Source organism: Plantibacter sp. CFBP 8798 (assembly GCF_014841195.1).
GTDB lineage: Bacteria > Actinomycetota > Actinomycetes > Actinomycetales > Microbacteriaceae > Plantibacter > Plantibacter auratus.
This window is the reverse complement of record NZ_JACYTS010000002.1, coordinates 16,442-32,134: the sequence shown is the minus strand read 5'-3', so window position 1 is coordinate 32,134 and position 15,693 is coordinate 16,442. Positions and strand designations below refer to the sequence as shown.

Sequence of the window (15,693 nt, the reverse complement as noted above, 5' to 3'; positions counted from 1 at the left end):
GTAATCGGAAGATCATGATGGCGTAACGTCGCCCTCATGAGCCCCTGGACCGCAGCAGACATCCCCGATCAGCACGGCCGCGTCGCGATCGTGACCGGCGCGAACAGCGGGATCGGCGCGGTCACGGCCCGCGAGCTCGCCGCCCACGGTGCCGCCGTGATCCTCGCCTGTCGCGACACGGACAAGGGCGCGCGGGCCGCGGCGACGATGACCGGCGACGTCGAAGTGCGGCAGCTCGATCTCGCCGACCTCGCGTCCGTCCGTCGATTCGCCGACGGCGTCGAGCGGGTCGACGTGCTTGTGAACAACGCCGGCGTCATGGCCGTTCCCGAACGACGCACGGCCGACGGCTTCGAGATGCAGATCGGCACGAACTTCCTCGGGCCCTTCGCACTCACCGGCCTCCTGATCGACCGCATCACCACGCGGGTCGTGACGCTGTCGAGTGCTGCACACCGCGCCGGCAAGATCGACCTGGCCGATCTCAATTGGCGCAACCGGACGTATCGGCGCTGGTCCGCCTATGGCCAGTCGAAGCTCGCCGACCTCATGTTCTCGGCCGAACTGCAGCGACGCCTCACGGCGGAGGGTTCCTCGGTGCTGTCCGTGGCCGCACACCCCGGCTTCGCGTCGACCGAGCTCCAGTCCCACACCGAGTCCGCGCAGGGTCCGCTCCTCGCGTGGGGAACCCGGCTCCTCGGTCAGAGCGCTGAGATGGGTGCGCTTCCGACGCTCTACGCTGCGACGTCGCCCGACGTCGAGCCCGGCGGCTACTACGGTCCGAGCGGCTTCGGTGAGATGCGCGGTGCCCCGAAGCCCGTCGACCGGACCTCAGCGGCCCGCGACGAGCACGTCGCCGCTGAGCTCTGGAAGACGGCCGAGGCGCTCACCGGAGTCACCTACCCGTGAGCGCGCCCGGCCGTCCCGGCGTCACGCGGGAAGGCTCTCCTCGATCGCGGCGATGACCTCGGGGGCATCCGGCTCGGTGGTCGGACGGAAGCGGTGCACGGTGCCGTCGGGCGCGATGAGGAACTTCTCGAAGTTCCACTTGACGTTGCCGGCCTTGCCGTTGGCATCGGCGGTCTTCACGAGCTCCTGGTAGAGCGGGTGCCGGTTACGTCCGTTGACCTTCACCTTGTCCATCATCGGGAAAGTGACGCCCCAGGTGGCCGAGCAGTACTCGGCGATCTTCTCGTTGTCGCCGAGCTCCTGCAGGAACTGGTTGCTCGGGAACCCGATCACCGTGAAGCCGCGGTCGGCGTACTCCTTCTGGAGCGCCTCGAGCTTCTCGTACTGCGGTGCGAGGCCGCAGCGGCTCGCGACGTTGACCACGAGTTTGGCCTTCCCGTCCCACTCCGCGAGGGTCGTGTCCCGGCCGTCGAGGGTGGTGACGGGGATGGTGTCCAGATCGGTCATGGTGTGATGCCTCTCATCTGTCGAACGACGTCCTGCCCGTGCACTGGTGTGCGCAAGCGGATCCACTCCGAACGCTACTCGCCCAGGACACGGCCGACGCCCTTTCGTCAGTGCGTTCTCAGCCGACAGCCGTTGACACCGCCTGCCCGCCGGTGGATCGTGAGTGCAGCAGATCGGAGCAGGACATGGGACGCATCCACATCGACCTCTTCATAACCCTCGACGGCGTCGCTCAGGCGCCCGGCGGGCCGGAGGAGGACCCCAGTGACGGGTTCGCGTTCGGTGGCTGGCAGGCACCGCTCATCGACGAGGTCGACGGGGAGCAGATCGACGCCGGCATGGTGGGCATGGACGCCCTCCTGCTCGGGCGCCGGACCTACGACATCTTCGCCGGGTACTGGCCGCACCAGGAGGGCGGCCAGGACGACGGCATCGCCAGGCTCTTCAACCGTCTGCCGAAGTACGTCGCGTCACGCGAGCCGCGGGAGCTGAGGTGGGCGAACTCGACGCAACTCGGACCGGACCTCCCGGAGGCCGTTGGAGCACTGCGCGAGCGTCACTCGCAGATCCACGTCATCGGCAGCCTCGACCTCGTGCAGACCCTGCTCGCTGAGGCACTCTTCGATCAGCTGAACCTCTGGGTGTACCCGATCACGCTCGGCACCGGGAAGCGCGTCTTCGCCACCGGCACCGTGCCGTCCTCGCTGCGCCTGCTCGGCCCGGCGACCACCTCCCCCGCAGGGACCGTCCACCTCAGGTACGAACGGATCGACGGCACACCGGCCACCGGCGACATGGGCGACCCGCGATGAGCGCGTCGCACGAGGCATCGGCGCAGACGCCCGAAGCCGACACCCGCTTCGACACGGTCGTCGTCGGTGCCGGCGTCGCCGGGCTCGTCGCCGCACGACTCCTCGCGGCCGCCGGACGAACAGTGGTCGTCGTCGAGGCCCGTGACCGGGTCGGCGGGCGGGTGTCGACCGAGCGTCGCGACGGTCAGGTGACCGATCTCGGCGCATCGTGGGTGCACGGGGTGAACGACAGTGCGGTCGTCGCGGCAGCCGACGCGTTCGGGATGCGGACGGTCGAGTTCACCGTCGGCGGCTACCAGCCGGACAGCCGGCCGATCGCGTACTACGGGCCCGACGGCGAGCGCTTGTCGGACGCCGAGGCTCGCGGCTTCGCCGAGGACGTCCACGCGCTCGACGCGACGCTGCTCGGTGTCGTCGCCGAGTCCGCGCCGGACGCGTCCTACCGTGACGTGACCGAGGCGGCGCTCGCGCTGCAGGACTGGGACGCCGACCGGGCGCAACGGGTCCGCGAGTACCTGGAGCATCGTTCGGAGGAGCAGTACGGCGCGTGGATCGAAGATCTCGCGGCCCACGGGCTCGACGACGACGCGATCGACGGTGACGAGGTCGTGTTCCCCGACGGGTACGACGTGCTCCCCCGGCGATTGGCCGAGGGGCTCGATGTGCGCCTGGAGCACGTGGTGACGAATGTGCGGTGGTCTGCGGACGGCGTCGAGGTCACCGCGCAGGGACCGATGGGCGAGGTGGTGCTGCACACGGGCTCGGTGGTGGTGACGGTGCCGGTCGGGGTGCTGCAGTCGGACGAATTCGCGATCGATCCCCCGCTGCCGGAGCCGGTCGCCGGCGCACTCTCCCGGTTGCGGATGAACGCGTTCGAGAAGGTCTTCCTCCGGTTCGAGCGGCGATTCTGGGACGACGACGTCTACGCGATTCGACAGCAAGGCCCGGAGAGTCGACGCTGGCACTCCTGGTACGACCTCACGACGGCGCACGGATCACCGACGTTGCTGACGTTCGCCGCCGGCCCGACGGTCGCGGAGATTCAGGACTGGGACGAGTCGCGCGTCGTCGAGTCGATCCTCGAGCAGCTGCGGCGCCTGTACGGCGACCGCGTCGGGGAGCCGACGGAGGTGCACGTCACCCGGTGGCAGGACGACCCGTTCTCCCGCGGGTCCTACGCCTATATGACCGTCGGCTCGACGACGGACGACCACGATGCCCTCGCGACCCCGGTCGGCGGCGTCCTGCATCTCGCGGGTGAGGCGACGTGGACCGACGACCCCGCAACGGTGACGGCGGCATTCCACTCCGGCCATCGGGCGGCGGAGCGCGTCCTCGGTCAGTCCGTCCCGATCGATACCCTCTGGCGCGACGAGAGCGCAGTACCAGTCGTCAACCCGATCCGATAGCGACAACGAGTACGCTCTCGCGAGCGTCGAATGAGAGGAAACGTATGCGATTCATGATGTTCGTCCTCACGGACCCGGTGCCCGACGAACCGACCGACGACTCCGACGTCGACCACTGGGTCCAGGAGCTGGACACGACCAGGCGGCGGCTCCTCGGCGACGTGCTCGATCCGAGCGAGGCGCGCGGCGTCCGTGTCCGCGCCGGCGAGCGATTCGTCACCAACGGCCCGATCCCGGGTGCGACCGACACCCTCTGGGGCTTCGACATCCTCGAGTGCACCGACCTCGACGAGGCGATCGACATCGCGGCCCGCCACCCGATGGCCCGCAACGGTCGCCTGGAGCTGCGCCCGTTCCCTGCAACGAGCTGAACGGCACGCTGTCGAGACCGGGGGTCAGTACTCGCGCATCTCGTAGAACGGCAGATCGTTGCAGCCTGCCTCCAGTGCGTCTATCCGCCGCTCCATGGGTGTATCGAGTAGTCGCTCCAGCGGCGAGTTCGAAGCCCCTGCGGCGATCGCATCACACGTGGCGACGGCACGGAAGTGGGCCGGGTAGATGAAGATCGCCAAGACGATCGCAGCAAGGCTGAAAAGCAACAACCCCGGAGCGATGCCCCGTTCCTTCCGCTTGAGTTGGAATCCGACCCCGGCGATGATCGCTGCGATCGGCGCGAAGAGGGCCCCGGTAATGACGACACCCCCGAGCAAGGCGACGAGGGTAAGCCATACCTCTGGATTCCGCATTCGAACCTCCATTGGTTCCGATGCAGCTGATGCTCCTATCACGCCATGGCATCGACAACCCCCAAGGCGGGGGGGGCTGGCGAGCTGAGCGGTCCTCACGCCGACCAGGATCCTCGGCATCGGTCGAAGCATCGCCACCGACCTCGCCCGGGCTGGCGCTGTGGTCCTCCAGCCTGTGCGCTCGACCACGAGGGGCGAACACGTCGTCGAGCCGGTGGGGTGTCTCCAGCAACCTGTCGCACCCCGGCGTCTCCCCCCCCCCCCCCCACCAACCTGTTGGCCGCCCAGCCGGACATGGGCCGACAGCGCGACACCGGAGCCCGCCGTGTGGTCAGCCTGCTCTCACCCCTCGGCGTCGCAGGCACGGTGTCGAGTGCCGCTCAGCCCGCGCTCATGGCCGCGACGGCGCCGACCGCGCGAGGCGACGAGTTCTACGGCCCGGTCCGCACGATGGGTGGCCGACCCGCGCTCCTCCCGGCACCGTGGCCGCCGATGCGGAACCTGGACGACGCCCGTCGACTCTGGGACGAATCCGAGCGGCTCATCGGACGGTGACGCGGCGGCTGGGCGCTGGTCGGACGGCCGCCGCTCTGAGCACGCCCGCCGGAACCTGTGGCGGTCACCGCCACCCCGGGCGACCGGCGGCGTGCTTCGACGTGATTCGCATGGTCGCGCCCTACGGGAGCGGAGGCGTCCCATCCGCGCCGCGCGCGATGCGGAGCATCCGCGTCGCTGTCGCGTGGAGGAGTGCTCTGAGGTCTTCAGGCTCGTCGACGATCACCGCATGATCCCCCAGCCCGGCGATCGCCGCTGGAAGCCAGTCGAGGCGTTTGGCTCGGATCGAGACCCGATGCCAGGCAGGTGCGTCCTCGATCGGCTCTACGACGGCCACGCTCTCCGGGAAGTGGGCCAGGATCTGCGGGACGCTCGCCTGGATGCGCAACCGGACGTGCCATCGGTAGTCCGCCCCCGCGAAGCGATCGACGAGTGGAGGGCGCTCCGCTCGAACAATCGGGCCCGAGACGACGCCGGGCAACGTCCGCGCCGATCGGATGCGGTCGACCCGGAAGGTGCGCTCCTCCGCTCGCTCGACGTCGAACGCGTCCAGGTACCAACGACCGGCGTGGACGAGCAGGTCGAACGGATGCACCGTGCGACGCGAGGGCGTGTCCTCCGCGTCGCGGTAGCGCAATTCCACGGGGCGTCTCGCTCGGATCGCGTCCGACACGGTGAGCAGGACTCCCGCGTCGGGCACGTCGTGGCGCGTCGGTCTCCGTGCTGCGGCCTGCAGGACCGCCTCGAGGCGGTCCACGGATGCGGCCGGGAGGGATCGTCGGATCTTCGCGAGGGCGATCTGCGCTGCGAGATCCGGGGAGTCCGAGGACGACTGGGCTTCACTCAAGCCGAGGAAGACGGCGACCGCTTCCTCGTCAGTGAGCATGATCGGCGACACCTGTCGGCCGACGGCGAGGCGGTACCCACCGTAGCGACCGCGCACCGATTCGATCGGGACATCCATGTCCACGAGACGCTGCACCGAGCGGCGCACGGTCCGTTCGTCCACGCCCAACCGCTCGGCGAGCTCTGGCACGCTGCGGATCTCCGCGGACTGCAGCAGCTCGAGCAACTGCAGCGCTCGAGCAGTCGGCGAGCCGGCATATCCCATCACATGAGAATACCGGGCGAAAACGGCCCGGTATTGGCTCTATCGTCGTCACCGCCCCGCACCTGTGGGGGAAGATCACCAGCCAAGGAGACACGCATGCAACTCGCAGCCACCCGGATCATCACCGACGACGTCGACACCCTGGTCGCGTTCTACGAACGGGTCACTGGCGTGACCGCGGCACGCTTGCACCCACTGTTCGCCGAGGTGCGCACCGAAACCGGCACGCTCGCCATCGCTAGTTCAGCGACCATCCCACTGTTGGGTGAGAACGCCGCCGCGCCGCGAGCCAACCGATCCGTCATCCTCGATCTGCTCGTCGATGACGTCGACGCGGTCTACACGAGGCTGCAGGGCGTCGTGGAGACGTTCGTGAACGAGCCGACGAACATGCCGTGGGGCAACCGGTCGCTGCTGTTCCGCGACCCCGACGGCAACCTCGTGAACGTCTTCACCCCGATCACCACTGACGCCGGTGAACGCGTCGCATCGTGAACCTGCACCGGCCGGCTACGCCGGGATGACGCTCGGGATGAGTCGTGGCGCTGGAGGGAGCGGTCCGTGCCGGTCTGACGCACGCAGTCCGTCGATCACGAGCGCGGCGTAGCGTCGTGCGGCTCGGACGCGCTCCGTCTCCGTCGTACGTGAGAGTCCGCGAGCCGCGAGCAGGACCACGAGGAAGTCGTCGAGGACGAAGTCCGCGCGCAGCGCGCCGGCGTCGATGGCGCGACGAGCGACGGCGGTGATCGCGCGCACGGCCTGTTCACGCTGGGTCCGGAAGTCGACGGCATCGGGGTAGGCGGCGAGGAACGCGTCCGTGAACCCCTGGTTCCGAGCATTGAGGACCAGGACCTCCTCGATGATGCCGCGGAAGCCACGCCAGGGGTCGACGTCCGCGAGGGCGTCGACCACGATCGAGCGGCAGGCGTCGAGCTCGTTCACGAAGGCGGCTCTGACGAGATCGGCTTTGGTCGGGAACCGTCGGTAGAGGGTGGCCGGCCCGACACCGGCTCGGCGGGCGATCTCTCGCATCGTCACGTGAAGGCCGTCGGTCCCGAACAGTTCGCGGGCTGCGGCGAGGACGCGGTCACGGTTCTCCTGCGCGTCGGAACGCAGATTCTGAGGCAGTGTGGCGGGCATGTGTCTCACATTACTCAAGTGGACGGGTGCGTCCGTTACGTTGCGGGAGGCGGGTCAGATCCCCCGCCGCGAAACGGAGTGCACCCATGCGCGCAGTGATCATCCGGACCTTCGGTGAACCGAGTGGGATGGAGGTGACGGACCTGCCCGTCCCCACGCCCGGGGCCGGTGAGGTCCTCGTTCGAACGGAGGCCGCAGGCGTCGGCGGGGTCGACGTCGTGATCCGCCGGGGCGGTATCGCTGAAGCCGCCAGGGACTCGGGGATGATCCCGGGAAGTGAAGCAGCCGGTGTCATCACCGCGACCGGGCCCGACGTCGACTCCGCGTGGTTCGGTCGACGGGTCTGGGCGTTCACGGGGACCTCGGGCGCGTACGCCGAGTACGTGATCGCGCGCGCCGACGAGATCGTCGAGCTGCCGTCCGACCTGACGCCCGTCCAGGCGGTGACGCTGGGCAGCGCGTTCCCGGTCGCGCACTTCGCGCTCGAACGCGCTCGCCTGACCGAGGGCGAATCCGTCCTCGTGCGCGGGGCCGCCGGGAGTATCGGCCTGGCCGGCGTCGAGCTGGCCGCTCGTGCCGGCGCCGGCGTCATCGCCGTCACCACCTCATCCTCCGAACGCGGGGAACGTCTGCGGGCGTTCGGTGCAACCCACGTGCTCGACCGCTCCGGCACAGGCGATGCGGACGCCCCGGCGGAGTTCGACGTCATCCTCGACATCGTCGGCGGGCCCAACCTCCCCCGGTTCATCGAGCGGCTCTCGCCGAACGGCCGCCTGATCGCCGTGGGCGTGGTGGGCGGGTTCCCGCCCGCGGACTTCGGCACGGCTCTCCTGGCCGGCTTCCGCCGATCGATCACCTTCGGAACCCTGAGCCTCGACACCGTGCCGCGCGCGGAACTCGCCCGGGTGCGAGCCGAGGTGTTCGACGACGCCGTCCGAGGCACGCTCTCACCGGTGGTCCACGACGCCCTGCCGCTGAGCGACGCAGCCGAGGCGCACCGTCTCATGGACGCCGGGGACGTGTTCGGGCGCATCGTGCTCGTCCCCTGAGTCGGCTGACGAGGCAGGCACCGATCCGCCACCGCTACAGCCAGATCGTCGCCAGCCAGATCTCGACGGCGGCGAGCACCAGCAGGGCGACGTTCAGCCCGAGTACCCGGATCTCGCCGCGAGGCACGTGCAGGGTGATACCACCGATCTGCACCAGCACCAGCCCGACCGCCGCAGCGACGGTCAACCAGGTGAGGACGCCCACGAGCGGAGGCAGGATGAGGCCGACCACGCCCAGCACTTCGAGCAGTCCGATCACTCGAACCGCCGAGAGCGGCATGCCGTCGACCCACGCCATCATCGGGCGGAGTTGCTCTGCCGAGCGGACGAGCTTCATGCCGCCCGAGTACAGGTACAGGACCGCGAGCAGTCCTGCGACGATCCAATAGGCGATGACCATCAGCTACCTCCGTGGGTGCGTGTCGCGATGGTTACGATGAGTAACCGACGCAAGTGTGGACCGGCTCGGACCGGCGTACAAAAGGCACACGCGTGTGACCGAGCCGCGAGGGGTGCCGTGTTCCGCTACGCGAGGCTGTGTTCCGTCCGGGGCGACCAGGGCAAGGCCATCCGCTCACTCCTGGACCGCATCGCCGACAAGTGGGCGCTCCTCCTCATCGCGACGCTCCATGACGGGCCGTTCCGCTTCACGGAGCTCGAGCAGCGCATCCCGGGCATCTCCCGACGCATGCTCACCCTCACCCTCAGGAACCTGGAACGCGACGGGCTCGCCACCCGCACCACCTTCGCAGAAGTGCCGCCGCGGGTCGAGTACGAGCTGACGGACCTCGCGCAATCGCTCATCCCCCATGCGGTGGGACTCGCCGAGTGGGCCGGAGAGCACGTCCCCATGATCGAAGCGAGTCGAACGGCATACGACGAGCGGTCCTGACCACCTGCCCGCGCTGCGGGCCAACGAAAAAGTCCCGGAAACCAGATGGTTCCCGGGACTTCATGGTCGGGCTGACAGGATTTGAACCTGCGACCCCTTGACCCCCAGTCAAGTGCGCTACCAAGCTGCGCCACAGCCCGATGCCATCTCCGCGGGCGGAGAAGACAACTCGAACAGTCTAGCGGATTCCGAGAGCGCTCCGTGACACGGCTCCGGCGACCACGGCCCGGCCCAGACAGGCCGCATTCGTCGGGTGGGAGGTCTCCCCTGCCCGCCCCCGCACGGGGCACGCTACCGTGACTCGTCCGCGCCCGCGTGACAGGACGAACCGACCGATCCGGTCACCCGACGAAGGACCCCAATGCGCTACAGCCACTACTGGAAAGAGGTCCGCGTCGCGGCCCTGACCGCCCTGCCCGTCGCGATCGTCTCCGGCATCGTGCAGGTCAGCCGCAACACGCCGATCGACGATGCCGTCATCGGCGGCGCCATCACGTTCGTCGCGCTGTCACTGCTCATCCCCGTCGTGCGCCACTGGCTGCACCCCGAGTCCCGCGGCTGACCCTGCGGCACGTCAAAGTCCTCGCGGCACGTCTTGCACGACGTGCCGCGAGGACGGGCACGTGCCCGGAGGCCGGCGCTACTCGGCCTTGCGATCCGCGACGAGCTGATCGCGCACTTTACGCCGCAGCACCTTGCCGATGAGCGACGTCGGCAGCTCGTCGAGCTGCACGACCCGCTTCGGCACCTTGTACGCCGTGAGGCGGGTCCGGCAGTAGTCGCGCAACGAGCCGGCGTCGAACACCGTTCCGGCACGCATGACCACCGCGGCCGTCACGTCCTCGCCACCGGAATCGCGCGGCAGGCCGACCACAGCGGCCGACTCGACGTCCGGGTGAGACAGGAGCGTCTCCTCCACCTCCGACGGGCTCACGTTGAACCCGCCGGTGATGATGAGCTCCTTCACCCGGTCGATGACCGTCACGAAGCCGTCCGCCGACACCGTCACGATGTCGCCGGTCCGCAACCAGCCACCCTCGAGCAACGCCTCGCGCGACTCGTCCGGACGACCCCAGTAGCCCTGGAAGACCTGCGGACCACGGAGCAGCAGCTCGCCCGACTCCCCCGCCGCACGATCGACCGTCGGGTTCTCGGGATCGACGACGCGGATCTCGGTGCTCGGGAACGGCACACCCACGGTGCCCGGCCGACGCGACGGACCGATCGGGTTGCCGAGTGCCACCGGCGACGATTCCGTCATCCCGTAGCCCTCGACGAGCAGACCGCCGGTCGCCTCCTCCCACCGCGTGACCGTCGACACCGGGAGGCTCATCGCCCCGGAGATCGCGAAGCGGACACTTGTCAGGTCGACGCCCTTGCGGCTCGACGCACGCGACAGCGCGTCGTAGATGGGCGGCACCGCCGGCAGGAACGTCGGCGGGGACTTCTTCGCCGCCGTGAGCACCAGCTCCAGGTCGAACTTCGGGAACAGCACGAGACGCGCCCCGATGCTCATGGCGAACGTGAGGCACAGCGTCATGCCATAGGCGTGGAACAGCGGCAGGACTCCGTAGAAGACCTCGCCACCTTCGCTCAGGCCCGGCACCCACGCGCGTCCCTGCTCGGCGTTCGCCCGCAGGTTGCGATGCGTCAGGATGGCGCCTTTCGGCGCCCCGGTCGTCCCACTCGTGTACTGCAGGAGCGCGGTGTCGTCGAGCGTCGGACGCACGACCCGCTTCGACAGCTTCCGTCCGCCGATCAGTCGCTCCCACGGGAGCACGTGCTTCGCCGACGGGGTCGCGGTCATCGCCGCACGCGACTCGCGCGCACGCTTCACCGGCAACCGGAGCGCGAGACGCTTCGACAACGGCAGAGCCTGGGTGATGTCGACCGAGACGATGCGGCCGCGCATCACGTCGGCCGGAAGGTCGGCCACGAGGTCGTAGACCTTGTCCCACACGATCGCGACGTGCGCGCCGTGGTCCTCGAACTGATGCCGCAGCTCACGAGCCGTGTAGAGCGGGTTGTGCTCGATGACCGTCGCGCCGAGCCGGAGCGCCGCGTAGAAGGCGACGACGTGCTGCGGGCAGTTCGGCAGCACGAGCGCCACGCGGTCGCCCGGCTTCACGCCGAGCTTGCGGAGCCCTTCAGCCGCTCGCGCGACCTGTTCGCCGAGCTCGCTGTAGCTCGTCTCGGCACCGAAGAACTCCAGGGCGATGCGATCACCGAAGCGCTTCACCGAGGTGTCGAGCAGGTCGACGAGCGTCTCGGTGACCTCGTCGATGTCGGCGGGCACGCCACTGGCGTAGGACGACAGCCACGGCCGCTCGGCCAGACGCTGACGCTGGGCCTCGCCGGCCTCGGTCGGCTCCGACGACTGCCCGCCCTCACGCTGCTCGGCTGTGTTTCCTCGATGGTCCACGACGATCCTCCAGATGACACCCGTGCGCACCGCACGCATGCCTCCACCCTAGGCGGGCGCGTATGCCCGACCGGGGATGCGACCGGACCGCTTGACAAGCTCCAAAGCGACACCGGTGAATCGCCCGAGGAGTCGTGGAACAACGCCAGAAGCCGGCCACCCGAAGGCGACCGGCTCCCGATGGTCCAGCGACTCAGACGGCGTCGGGTGACGCGGGCGTCTTCGGCTGACGCTTCGCGGCCGCAGCCGCGTTGTCGGACATCGCCTGCTGGAGGTTCTCCCCCAGCGCGCCACCGGCGACCCCGCCCAGGAGGGCGGACAGGTCGAGCCCGGTGATGTCCTTGACGACCTTCGGAACCTCGCTGACCACCTGGCCGACCGTCTTCGTGACGGCCGACGCGCCCTCGGTCGAGATGACCGTGAGGTTCGAGATGTTCCCGAGCGGCTCGGACACGGCACGGGTGATCTCAGGCAGACGGGCGATGATCTCGGACGCGAGCCCGGCCTCACCGTACTTCTTCAGCGCCTCCGCCTTCGCGTCGATCGCCTCGGCCTCCGCCAGACCCTCCGCGGCCACAGCCGACGCCTTCGCGTCACCCTGGGCGCGGATACCCTCGGCCAGGGCGATCTGCTTGTCGCGCTCAGCGGTACCCGCGAGACGCACGGACTCCGCAGCCGCCTGGGCGTCCTGCACCGCCGCGACCTTGTTCGCCTCGGCGATGGTCTTGCGCTTGAACGCGTCGGCTTCCGTTGCGGCATTGGCCGCATCTCGGGCCGCCTGCGCGCGCTGGACCGTCGCGTACGCGTCGGCCTCGGCCGGCTTGCGCACCTCGATGTCGAGGCGCTCCTGCTCCACCTTCGCCTTCTCGGCGAGCGCCTCACGTTCCTGCTCCGCGACCAGGCGGTCCTGCTGAGCCGTGGCGAGCTGACCCGAGGCCTCGGCCTCGGCGTTCGCGCGGTCGGTCTCCGCCTTGATGGTCGCCTGCTTGAGGCTCAGGGCCTTCTGGCGCTCCGCGACCTGCTCCGCCGCTTCGATCCGCGCGAACTCGGACGCACGAGCGGTCTCGGCCTCCTTGATCTCCGCGTTCTGCCGGGCGAGTGCGTTCTCCGCTCGACCGAGGTCGGCGAGGTAGTTGGTGCCCGGCGTCGAGATGTCGGAGATGTTCAGCAGGTCGACCTGGAGGCCTTGCTCGGCGAGATCCGTCTTGGTCGCCTCGACCACCGCTTCGGACAGGGCGTTGCGGTTGGAGATGATCTCCTTGATCGGCATGTTGCCGATGATGGACCGCAGCGACCCTTCGAGGGACTGCTGGATGATCTGCGTCAGCGACCCCTGCTGCGAGAGGAAGCGCTGCGCGGCACGGCGCACACCCTCCGGCGTGCCGGACACCTTGAAGTTCACGCTCGCCTGGATGGCGACCTTGATGAAGTTCGTGTCGACGCCCTCCACGACGATGCCGATCTGGCGCTGCTCGAGCGAGATCGGGAAGCCCTGCTGCAGGATCGGCCAGATGAACACGCGCCCACCGATGACGACGCGCTGACCACCATCGGGCTCACCCGTCTTGGCGCCGGCCCCCCGACCGACGATGACGAGCGCCTGGTTCGGCGGTACGCGCTTGATCCGTCCGGCGACGAACGCGACGATCGCGAGCGCCACCACGACGAGTGCGATCACGGCGATCACCGTGATGTTGGTGGTGATGAAGTCCATAGGGCAGGTGCCTTCCCCTCGAGGGCGTGCTGGTGGATGGATGGAATCAGGGCTGCGTGTCGGCAGCGGCTCCGCTCGATGCGGGTTCGACCTTGACGCGGGAGCCCTGGAGCTCGACCACGCGGATTCGACTGCCGGTCTCGATCCGGGTGTCGGAGAAGGCGAGGCGCGTCTCGATCTCGTGCGGACCGTCGAGGCTCACCTCGCCGAAGGAGGCCGAGATGGTCGACCGGGCGACGCCGTAGAGACCGAGCGGTGAACTCGGCGTGCCGTCCTCCGAGCGCTTGAAACTCCGGATCATCAGCTGGACGCCGACAAGCACGAGGACACCGATGACGGCCGAGATGACGTACGCGGACCAGACGGGCAGCCCGTTCGCGAGCACGATCGCACCGACCGCACCGAAGACGGTGAACGCGCTCCCGAGCGCGGTGGCCGAGACCGCCCCGTCCAGGAAGTCGAAGATCTCACCGAAGACCAAGGAGATGAGGACGATCACGAGACCGACGGCGCCGACGATGATGAACAGGGTCATGGCACCAACCCTACTGAACGCCCAGACGGAGTGCGGGAAAGCGGTCTCCCGTGACGGCGCCGACGGTCTGCAGGCTCCTGTGGAGCGACTGCCGCTGCCCTCAGCTGATTTCGTCGAGCAGCTCCGTCAGCCAGCCGGCACCGCGCGTCGTCGCGCCCAGACCCTCGACGCGTTCCCGCAGCTCACGGTCGGAGGTGACCACGACGACCGCGCCGTCGAGCCCACGGACGACGTCCACGATCGCGTCGTCGCCACTCCCCGCCGCGTCGACGACCGAGACGCCCGCCCGCAGCTCGTGACCGGGCTCTCGCACGCTGTCATCGGTGTGGACGCCGCGGGCCTGTCCTTCGACGACGGCGACGTAGGCCGGCCACCAGCGGTTGAAGTCGAGGTCGAGCGCCTGGGCGTCGAGTCCCTCGTGCGCGAGGCGGACGAGTCGCGCGACGAAACGCTGCGCGGCACCCGCACGGTCCTTCCACCACCCGTCCGGTCGCGACCCGACTACGTTCGCCACGTCGACGACGACCGTGACGCGGCGCTCGAGCTGCGACCGCAGGCCGGGCCACGAATCGGCGAAACCGGGGTGCAGGGGCAACGCCTCGACCTCGTCGAGCGGCACCCAGGCGAGGGCGATGCTCTCCGGGTCGGAGACCACTGGTTCGAACGGCTCGACCGCCTCGACGATCACCGTCGTGTACGACCAGAATCCGAGATCGAGCACGGAGTCGAACCGTAGCTCGATCGACTCGGCGGGGACACCCGCCTCCTCGTACGACTCGCGGACCGCACCGTCGACAGCGCTCTCGAACTGGTGACGCGCACCGCCCGGGATGCCCCAGGTGCCGCCGAAGTGGCTCCAGCCGGCCCGGTGCTGCAGCAGCACGCCGCGCTCTCGATCGTGCACCAGGAGTCCGGCTGCACCGAACCGTCCCCAGTACTTCCGGCCGTCTCCGGATTCGACCCAGGCATCCCCGGCGTCCCGGACGGGGCCGCCGGGAGGATGCGCATCAGTCATTGGACCAGCCTGGCACGAAACGCTGTGCGCCACCCCCTTGCCCAGGGTCATCTCCACCGCACGTGCGGAATATGTTATATATTGAACTCCAGTATTGCATCGGCCGCGCTCGCGCCCGCCGTATCGAACCCACGCGAAGGACCCTCATGGATGCACGTCAACGCCGGACGCGGGCACGGCTCGCGCGCACGATCCTGCAACTCGCCGCAGAACGTCCCACCTCCGAGATCTCCGTCTCGGAGATCGCCGCACGCGCCGGCATCAACCGATCGACCTTCTACCAGCACGCGGCGGCGCCGTGCGAGCTGCTCGAATCGGTCCTCGCCGAGGAGCTCACCGAACTGAGCATGACCCATCTGGCGACCGTCTCCGCGGACGACGCCCCGGCGGCGATCACCCGGGCCACGGTCGCCGCGCTCCGCCACATCGACGAGCGCGCCGACATCTACCGCATCGGTCTCGGCGACGACCTCATCGGCGCGAGTCTGCAGCCCATGCTCAACCGGGTCTTCACCTCGACGGTGCTCGACATCTTCGAACGCGGGGCGATCACCCTCCCCCACGCCGAATGCCTGAGCGAGGAACAGCGCGAGTTGTTCATGCGATCAGCGGCGCACTTCGTCGCCGCCGGCTCCGTCGCGAGCTTCCGTGTCTGGCTCGACACCCCAGCACCACGCGACGTCGAGTCGTTTCTCGAGGTCATCCGTGAACTGCTCCCGAGCTGGTGGCCGTTCGAGACCGAACACGGGCCCGCCCTGGCGCCCGCGGACGAGTCCGCCCTCGCTCGCTCCTGATCACGCCTCGACCACGACGACGAAGGCCCGGGACCACTCGATGGAGTGGTCCCGGGCCTTCGTCGTCGCCGTCCGGCAGACGG

General features: G+C 69.1%; 19 protein-coding genes and 1 tRNA gene. 10 read left to right on the top strand and 10 right to left on the bottom strand.

Going from position 1 to position 15,693, the window contains the following annotated elements:
• Positions 1–36 precede the first annotated feature (36 nt).
• On the top strand, positions 37–909 hold the full coding sequence (locus IFU30_RS07245) for an oxidoreductase (protein ID WP_192004816.1): 873 nt from the start codon (positions 37–39) through the stop codon (positions 907–909).
• 21 nt (positions 910–930) lie between these two features.
• Here the strand turns inward: IFU30_RS07245 and IFU30_RS07240 are convergent, their stop codons facing one another.
• Entirely contained in the window at positions 931–1,416 is a 486-nt protein-coding gene (locus tag IFU30_RS07240; protein ID WP_056005205.1) for a glutathione peroxidase, read from the bottom strand.
• A gap of 185 nt (positions 1,417–1,601) precedes the next feature.
• On the opposite strand from IFU30_RS07240, the gene IFU30_RS07235 reads away from it, so the two are divergent.
• Genes IFU30_RS07235 through IFU30_RS07225 form a run of 3 tightly spaced genes read left to right on the top strand, consistent with a single transcriptional unit; the run spans position 1,602 to position 4,008 of the window.
• The gene (locus IFU30_RS07235) at positions 1,602–2,228 is read left to right on the top strand and encodes a dihydrofolate reductase family protein (protein ID WP_192004815.1); all 627 of its coding nucleotides are present in this window, start codon (positions 1,602–1,604) and stop codon (positions 2,226–2,228) included.
• Positions 2,225–3,637 (top strand): flavin monoamine oxidase family protein, encoded by a 1,413-nt coding sequence (locus IFU30_RS07230; RefSeq protein ID WP_192004814.1) that lies wholly within the window; start codon positions 2,225–2,227, stop codon positions 3,635–3,637. Before IFU30_RS07235 ends, IFU30_RS07230 begins: the two co-directional genes overlap by 4 nt.
• 44 nt (positions 3,638–3,681) lie before the next feature.
• Entirely contained in the window at positions 3,682–4,008 is a 327-nt protein-coding gene (locus tag IFU30_RS07225; protein WP_192004813.1) for a YciI family protein, read from the top strand.
• Between the two features lie 24 nt (positions 4,009–4,032).
• Here the strand turns inward: IFU30_RS07225 and IFU30_RS07220 are convergent, their stop codons facing one another.
• Complete coding sequence (locus IFU30_RS07220) at positions 4,033–4,383, bottom strand: hypothetical protein (protein WP_192004812.1); 351 nt, start codon at positions 4,381–4,383, stop codon at positions 4,033–4,035.
• 294 nt (positions 4,384–4,677) lie between these two features.
• Between IFU30_RS07220 and IFU30_RS07215 the strand changes: the two genes are divergently transcribed.
• Positions 4,678–4,938: a hypothetical protein gene (locus tag IFU30_RS07215; RefSeq protein ID WP_206757115.1), complete on the top strand. Its 261-nt coding sequence runs from the start codon at positions 4,678–4,680 to the stop codon at positions 4,936–4,938.
• A 121-nt stretch (positions 4,939–5,059) separates the two neighbouring features.
• Here IFU30_RS07215 and IFU30_RS07210 read toward each other — a convergent pair whose 3' ends face one another.
• Complete coding sequence (locus tag IFU30_RS07210; protein ID WP_192004810.1) at positions 5,060–6,049, bottom strand: helix-turn-helix transcriptional regulator; 990 nt, start codon at positions 6,047–6,049, stop codon at positions 5,060–5,062.
• Between the two features lie 96 nt (positions 6,050–6,145).
• Here IFU30_RS07210 and IFU30_RS07205 point away from each other — a divergent pair, with 96 nt between their 5' ends.
• Positions 6,146–6,544 carry a VOC family protein gene (locus tag IFU30_RS07205; RefSeq protein WP_192004809.1) on the top strand — a complete coding sequence of 133 codons (399 nt, stop codon included), beginning with the start codon at positions 6,146–6,148 and terminating at the stop codon, positions 6,542–6,544.
• A 15-nt stretch (positions 6,545–6,559) separates the two neighbouring features.
• Here IFU30_RS07205 and IFU30_RS07200 read toward each other — a convergent pair whose 3' ends face one another.
• Positions 6,560–7,189 carry a TetR/AcrR family transcriptional regulator gene (locus tag IFU30_RS07200; protein ID WP_124769462.1) on the bottom strand — a complete coding sequence of 210 codons (630 nt, stop codon included), beginning with the start codon at positions 7,187–7,189 and terminating at the stop codon, positions 6,560–6,562.
• An 86-nt stretch (positions 7,190–7,275) separates the two neighbouring features.
• On the opposite strand from IFU30_RS07200, the gene IFU30_RS07195 reads away from it, so the two are divergent.
• Positions 7,276–8,238, top strand: coding sequence for a zinc-dependent alcohol dehydrogenase family protein (locus IFU30_RS07195; RefSeq protein WP_192004808.1), 963 nt, complete (start codon positions 7,276–7,278; stop codon positions 8,236–8,238).
• 34 nt (positions 8,239–8,272) lie between these two features.
• Here IFU30_RS07195 and IFU30_RS07190 read toward each other — a convergent pair whose 3' ends face one another.
• On the bottom strand, positions 8,273–8,638 hold the full coding sequence (locus IFU30_RS07190) for a DoxX family protein (RefSeq protein WP_137241554.1): 366 nt from the start codon (positions 8,636–8,638) through the stop codon (positions 8,273–8,275).
• A gap of 117 nt (positions 8,639–8,755) precedes the next feature.
• Between IFU30_RS07190 and IFU30_RS07185 the strand changes: the two genes are divergently transcribed.
• Positions 8,756–9,130 (top strand): winged helix-turn-helix transcriptional regulator, encoded by a 375-nt coding sequence (locus IFU30_RS07185; protein WP_342450821.1) that lies wholly within the window; start codon positions 8,756–8,758, stop codon positions 9,128–9,130.
• 63 nt (positions 9,131–9,193) lie between these two features.
• Here the strand turns inward: IFU30_RS07185 and IFU30_RS07180 are convergent.
• Positions 9,194–9,270, bottom strand: a tRNA-Pro gene (locus tag IFU30_RS07180).
• Positions 9,271–9,491: 221 nt separating this feature from the next.
• Between IFU30_RS07180 and IFU30_RS07175 the strand changes: the two genes are divergently transcribed.
• Positions 9,492–9,692 carry a hypothetical protein gene (locus IFU30_RS07175; protein ID WP_079706094.1) on the top strand — a complete coding sequence of 67 codons (201 nt, stop codon included), beginning with the start codon at positions 9,492–9,494 and terminating at the stop codon, positions 9,690–9,692.
• 78 nt (positions 9,693–9,770) lie between these two features.
• Here IFU30_RS07175 and IFU30_RS07170 read toward each other — a convergent pair whose 3' ends face one another.
• The 4 genes from IFU30_RS07170 to IFU30_RS07155 form a co-directional block, all read right to left on the bottom strand.
• Complete coding sequence (locus IFU30_RS07170; RefSeq protein ID WP_137241552.1) at positions 9,771–11,591, bottom strand: long-chain-fatty-acid--CoA ligase; 1,821 nt, start codon at positions 11,589–11,591, stop codon at positions 9,771–9,773.
• Positions 11,592–11,745: 154 nt separating this feature from the next.
• Positions 11,746–13,266 carry a flotillin family protein gene (locus tag IFU30_RS07165; protein ID WP_064295482.1) on the bottom strand — a complete coding sequence of 507 codons (1,521 nt, stop codon included), beginning with the start codon at positions 13,264–13,266 and terminating at the stop codon, positions 11,746–11,748.
• A 46-nt stretch (positions 13,267–13,312) separates the two neighbouring features.
• The gene (locus tag IFU30_RS07160) at positions 13,313–13,801 is read right to left on the bottom strand and encodes an NfeD family protein (RefSeq protein WP_064295483.1); all 489 of its coding nucleotides are present in this window, start codon (positions 13,799–13,801) and stop codon (positions 13,313–13,315) included.
• A gap of 100 nt (positions 13,802–13,901) precedes the next feature.
• Positions 13,902–14,816 carry an NUDIX domain-containing protein gene (locus IFU30_RS07155; RefSeq protein ID WP_192004806.1) on the bottom strand — a complete coding sequence of 305 codons (915 nt, stop codon included), beginning with the start codon at positions 14,814–14,816 and terminating at the stop codon, positions 13,902–13,904.
• A gap of 146 nt (positions 14,817–14,962) precedes the next feature.
• On the opposite strand from IFU30_RS07155, the gene IFU30_RS07150 reads away from it, so the two are divergent.
• Positions 14,963–15,610, top strand: coding sequence for a TetR/AcrR family transcriptional regulator (locus tag IFU30_RS07150; protein WP_192004805.1), 648 nt, complete (start codon positions 14,963–14,965; stop codon positions 15,608–15,610).
• Positions 15,611–15,693 lie beyond the last annotated feature (83 nt).

What these genes read in the sequence shown, in the direction of transcription:
- IFU30_RS07165 (WP_064295482.1), bottom strand. Translation starts at nt 13,266, where the DNA reads ATGGACTTCATCACCACCAACATCACGGTGATCGCCGTGATCGCACTC.
- IFU30_RS07205 (WP_192004809.1), top strand. Translation starts at nt 6,146, where the DNA reads ATGCAACTCGCAGCCACCCGGATCATCACCGACGACGTCGACACCCTG.
- IFU30_RS07235 (WP_192004815.1), top strand. Translation starts at nt 1,602, where the DNA reads ATGGGACGCATCCACATCGACCTCTTCATAACCCTCGACGGCGTCGCT.
- IFU30_RS07155 (WP_192004806.1), bottom strand. Translation starts at nt 14,816, where the DNA reads ATGACTGATGCGCATCCTCCCGGCGGCCCCGTCCGGGACGCCGGGGAT.
- IFU30_RS07245 (WP_192004816.1), top strand. Translation starts at nt 37, where the DNA reads ATGAGCCCCTGGACCGCAGCAGACATCCCCGATCAGCACGGCCGCGTC.
- IFU30_RS07195 (WP_192004808.1), top strand. Translation starts at nt 7,276, where the DNA reads ATGCGCGCAGTGATCATCCGGACCTTCGGTGAACCGAGTGGGATGGAG.
- IFU30_RS07220 (WP_192004812.1), bottom strand. Translation starts at nt 4,383, where the DNA reads ATGCGGAATCCAGAGGTATGGCTTACCCTCGTCGCCTTGCTCGGGGGT.
- IFU30_RS07190 (WP_137241554.1), bottom strand. Translation starts at nt 8,638, where the DNA reads ATGGTCATCGCCTATTGGATCGTCGCAGGACTGCTCGCGGTCCTGTAC.
- IFU30_RS07170 (WP_137241552.1), bottom strand. Translation starts at nt 11,591, where the DNA reads ATGCGTGCGGTGCGCACGGGTGTCATCTGGAGGATCGTCGTGGACCAT.
- IFU30_RS07160 (WP_064295483.1), bottom strand. Translation starts at nt 13,801, where the DNA reads ATGACCCTGTTCATCATCGTCGGCGCCGTCGGTCTCGTGATCGTCCTC.
- IFU30_RS07175 (WP_079706094.1), top strand. Translation starts at nt 9,492, where the DNA reads ATGCGCTACAGCCACTACTGGAAAGAGGTCCGCGTCGCGGCCCTGACC.
- IFU30_RS07215 (WP_206757115.1), top strand. Translation starts at nt 4,678, where the DNA reads ATGGGCCGACAGCGCGACACCGGAGCCCGCCGTGTGGTCAGCCTGCTC.
- IFU30_RS07230 (WP_192004814.1), top strand. Translation starts at nt 2,225, where the DNA reads ATGAGCGCGTCGCACGAGGCATCGGCGCAGACGCCCGAAGCCGACACC.
- IFU30_RS07240 (WP_056005205.1), bottom strand. Translation starts at nt 1,416, where the DNA reads ATGACCGATCTGGACACCATCCCCGTCACCACCCTCGACGGCCGGGAC.
- IFU30_RS07150 (WP_192004805.1), top strand. Translation starts at nt 14,963, where the DNA reads ATGGATGCACGTCAACGCCGGACGCGGGCACGGCTCGCGCGCACGATC.
- IFU30_RS07225 (WP_192004813.1), top strand. Translation starts at nt 3,682, where the DNA reads ATGCGATTCATGATGTTCGTCCTCACGGACCCGGTGCCCGACGAACCG.
- IFU30_RS07200 (WP_124769462.1), bottom strand. Translation starts at nt 7,189, where the DNA reads ATGCCCGCCACACTGCCTCAGAATCTGCGTTCCGACGCGCAGGAGAAC.
- IFU30_RS07210 (WP_192004810.1), bottom strand. Translation starts at nt 6,049, where the DNA reads ATGGGATATGCCGGCTCGCCGACTGCTCGAGCGCTGCAGTTGCTCGAG.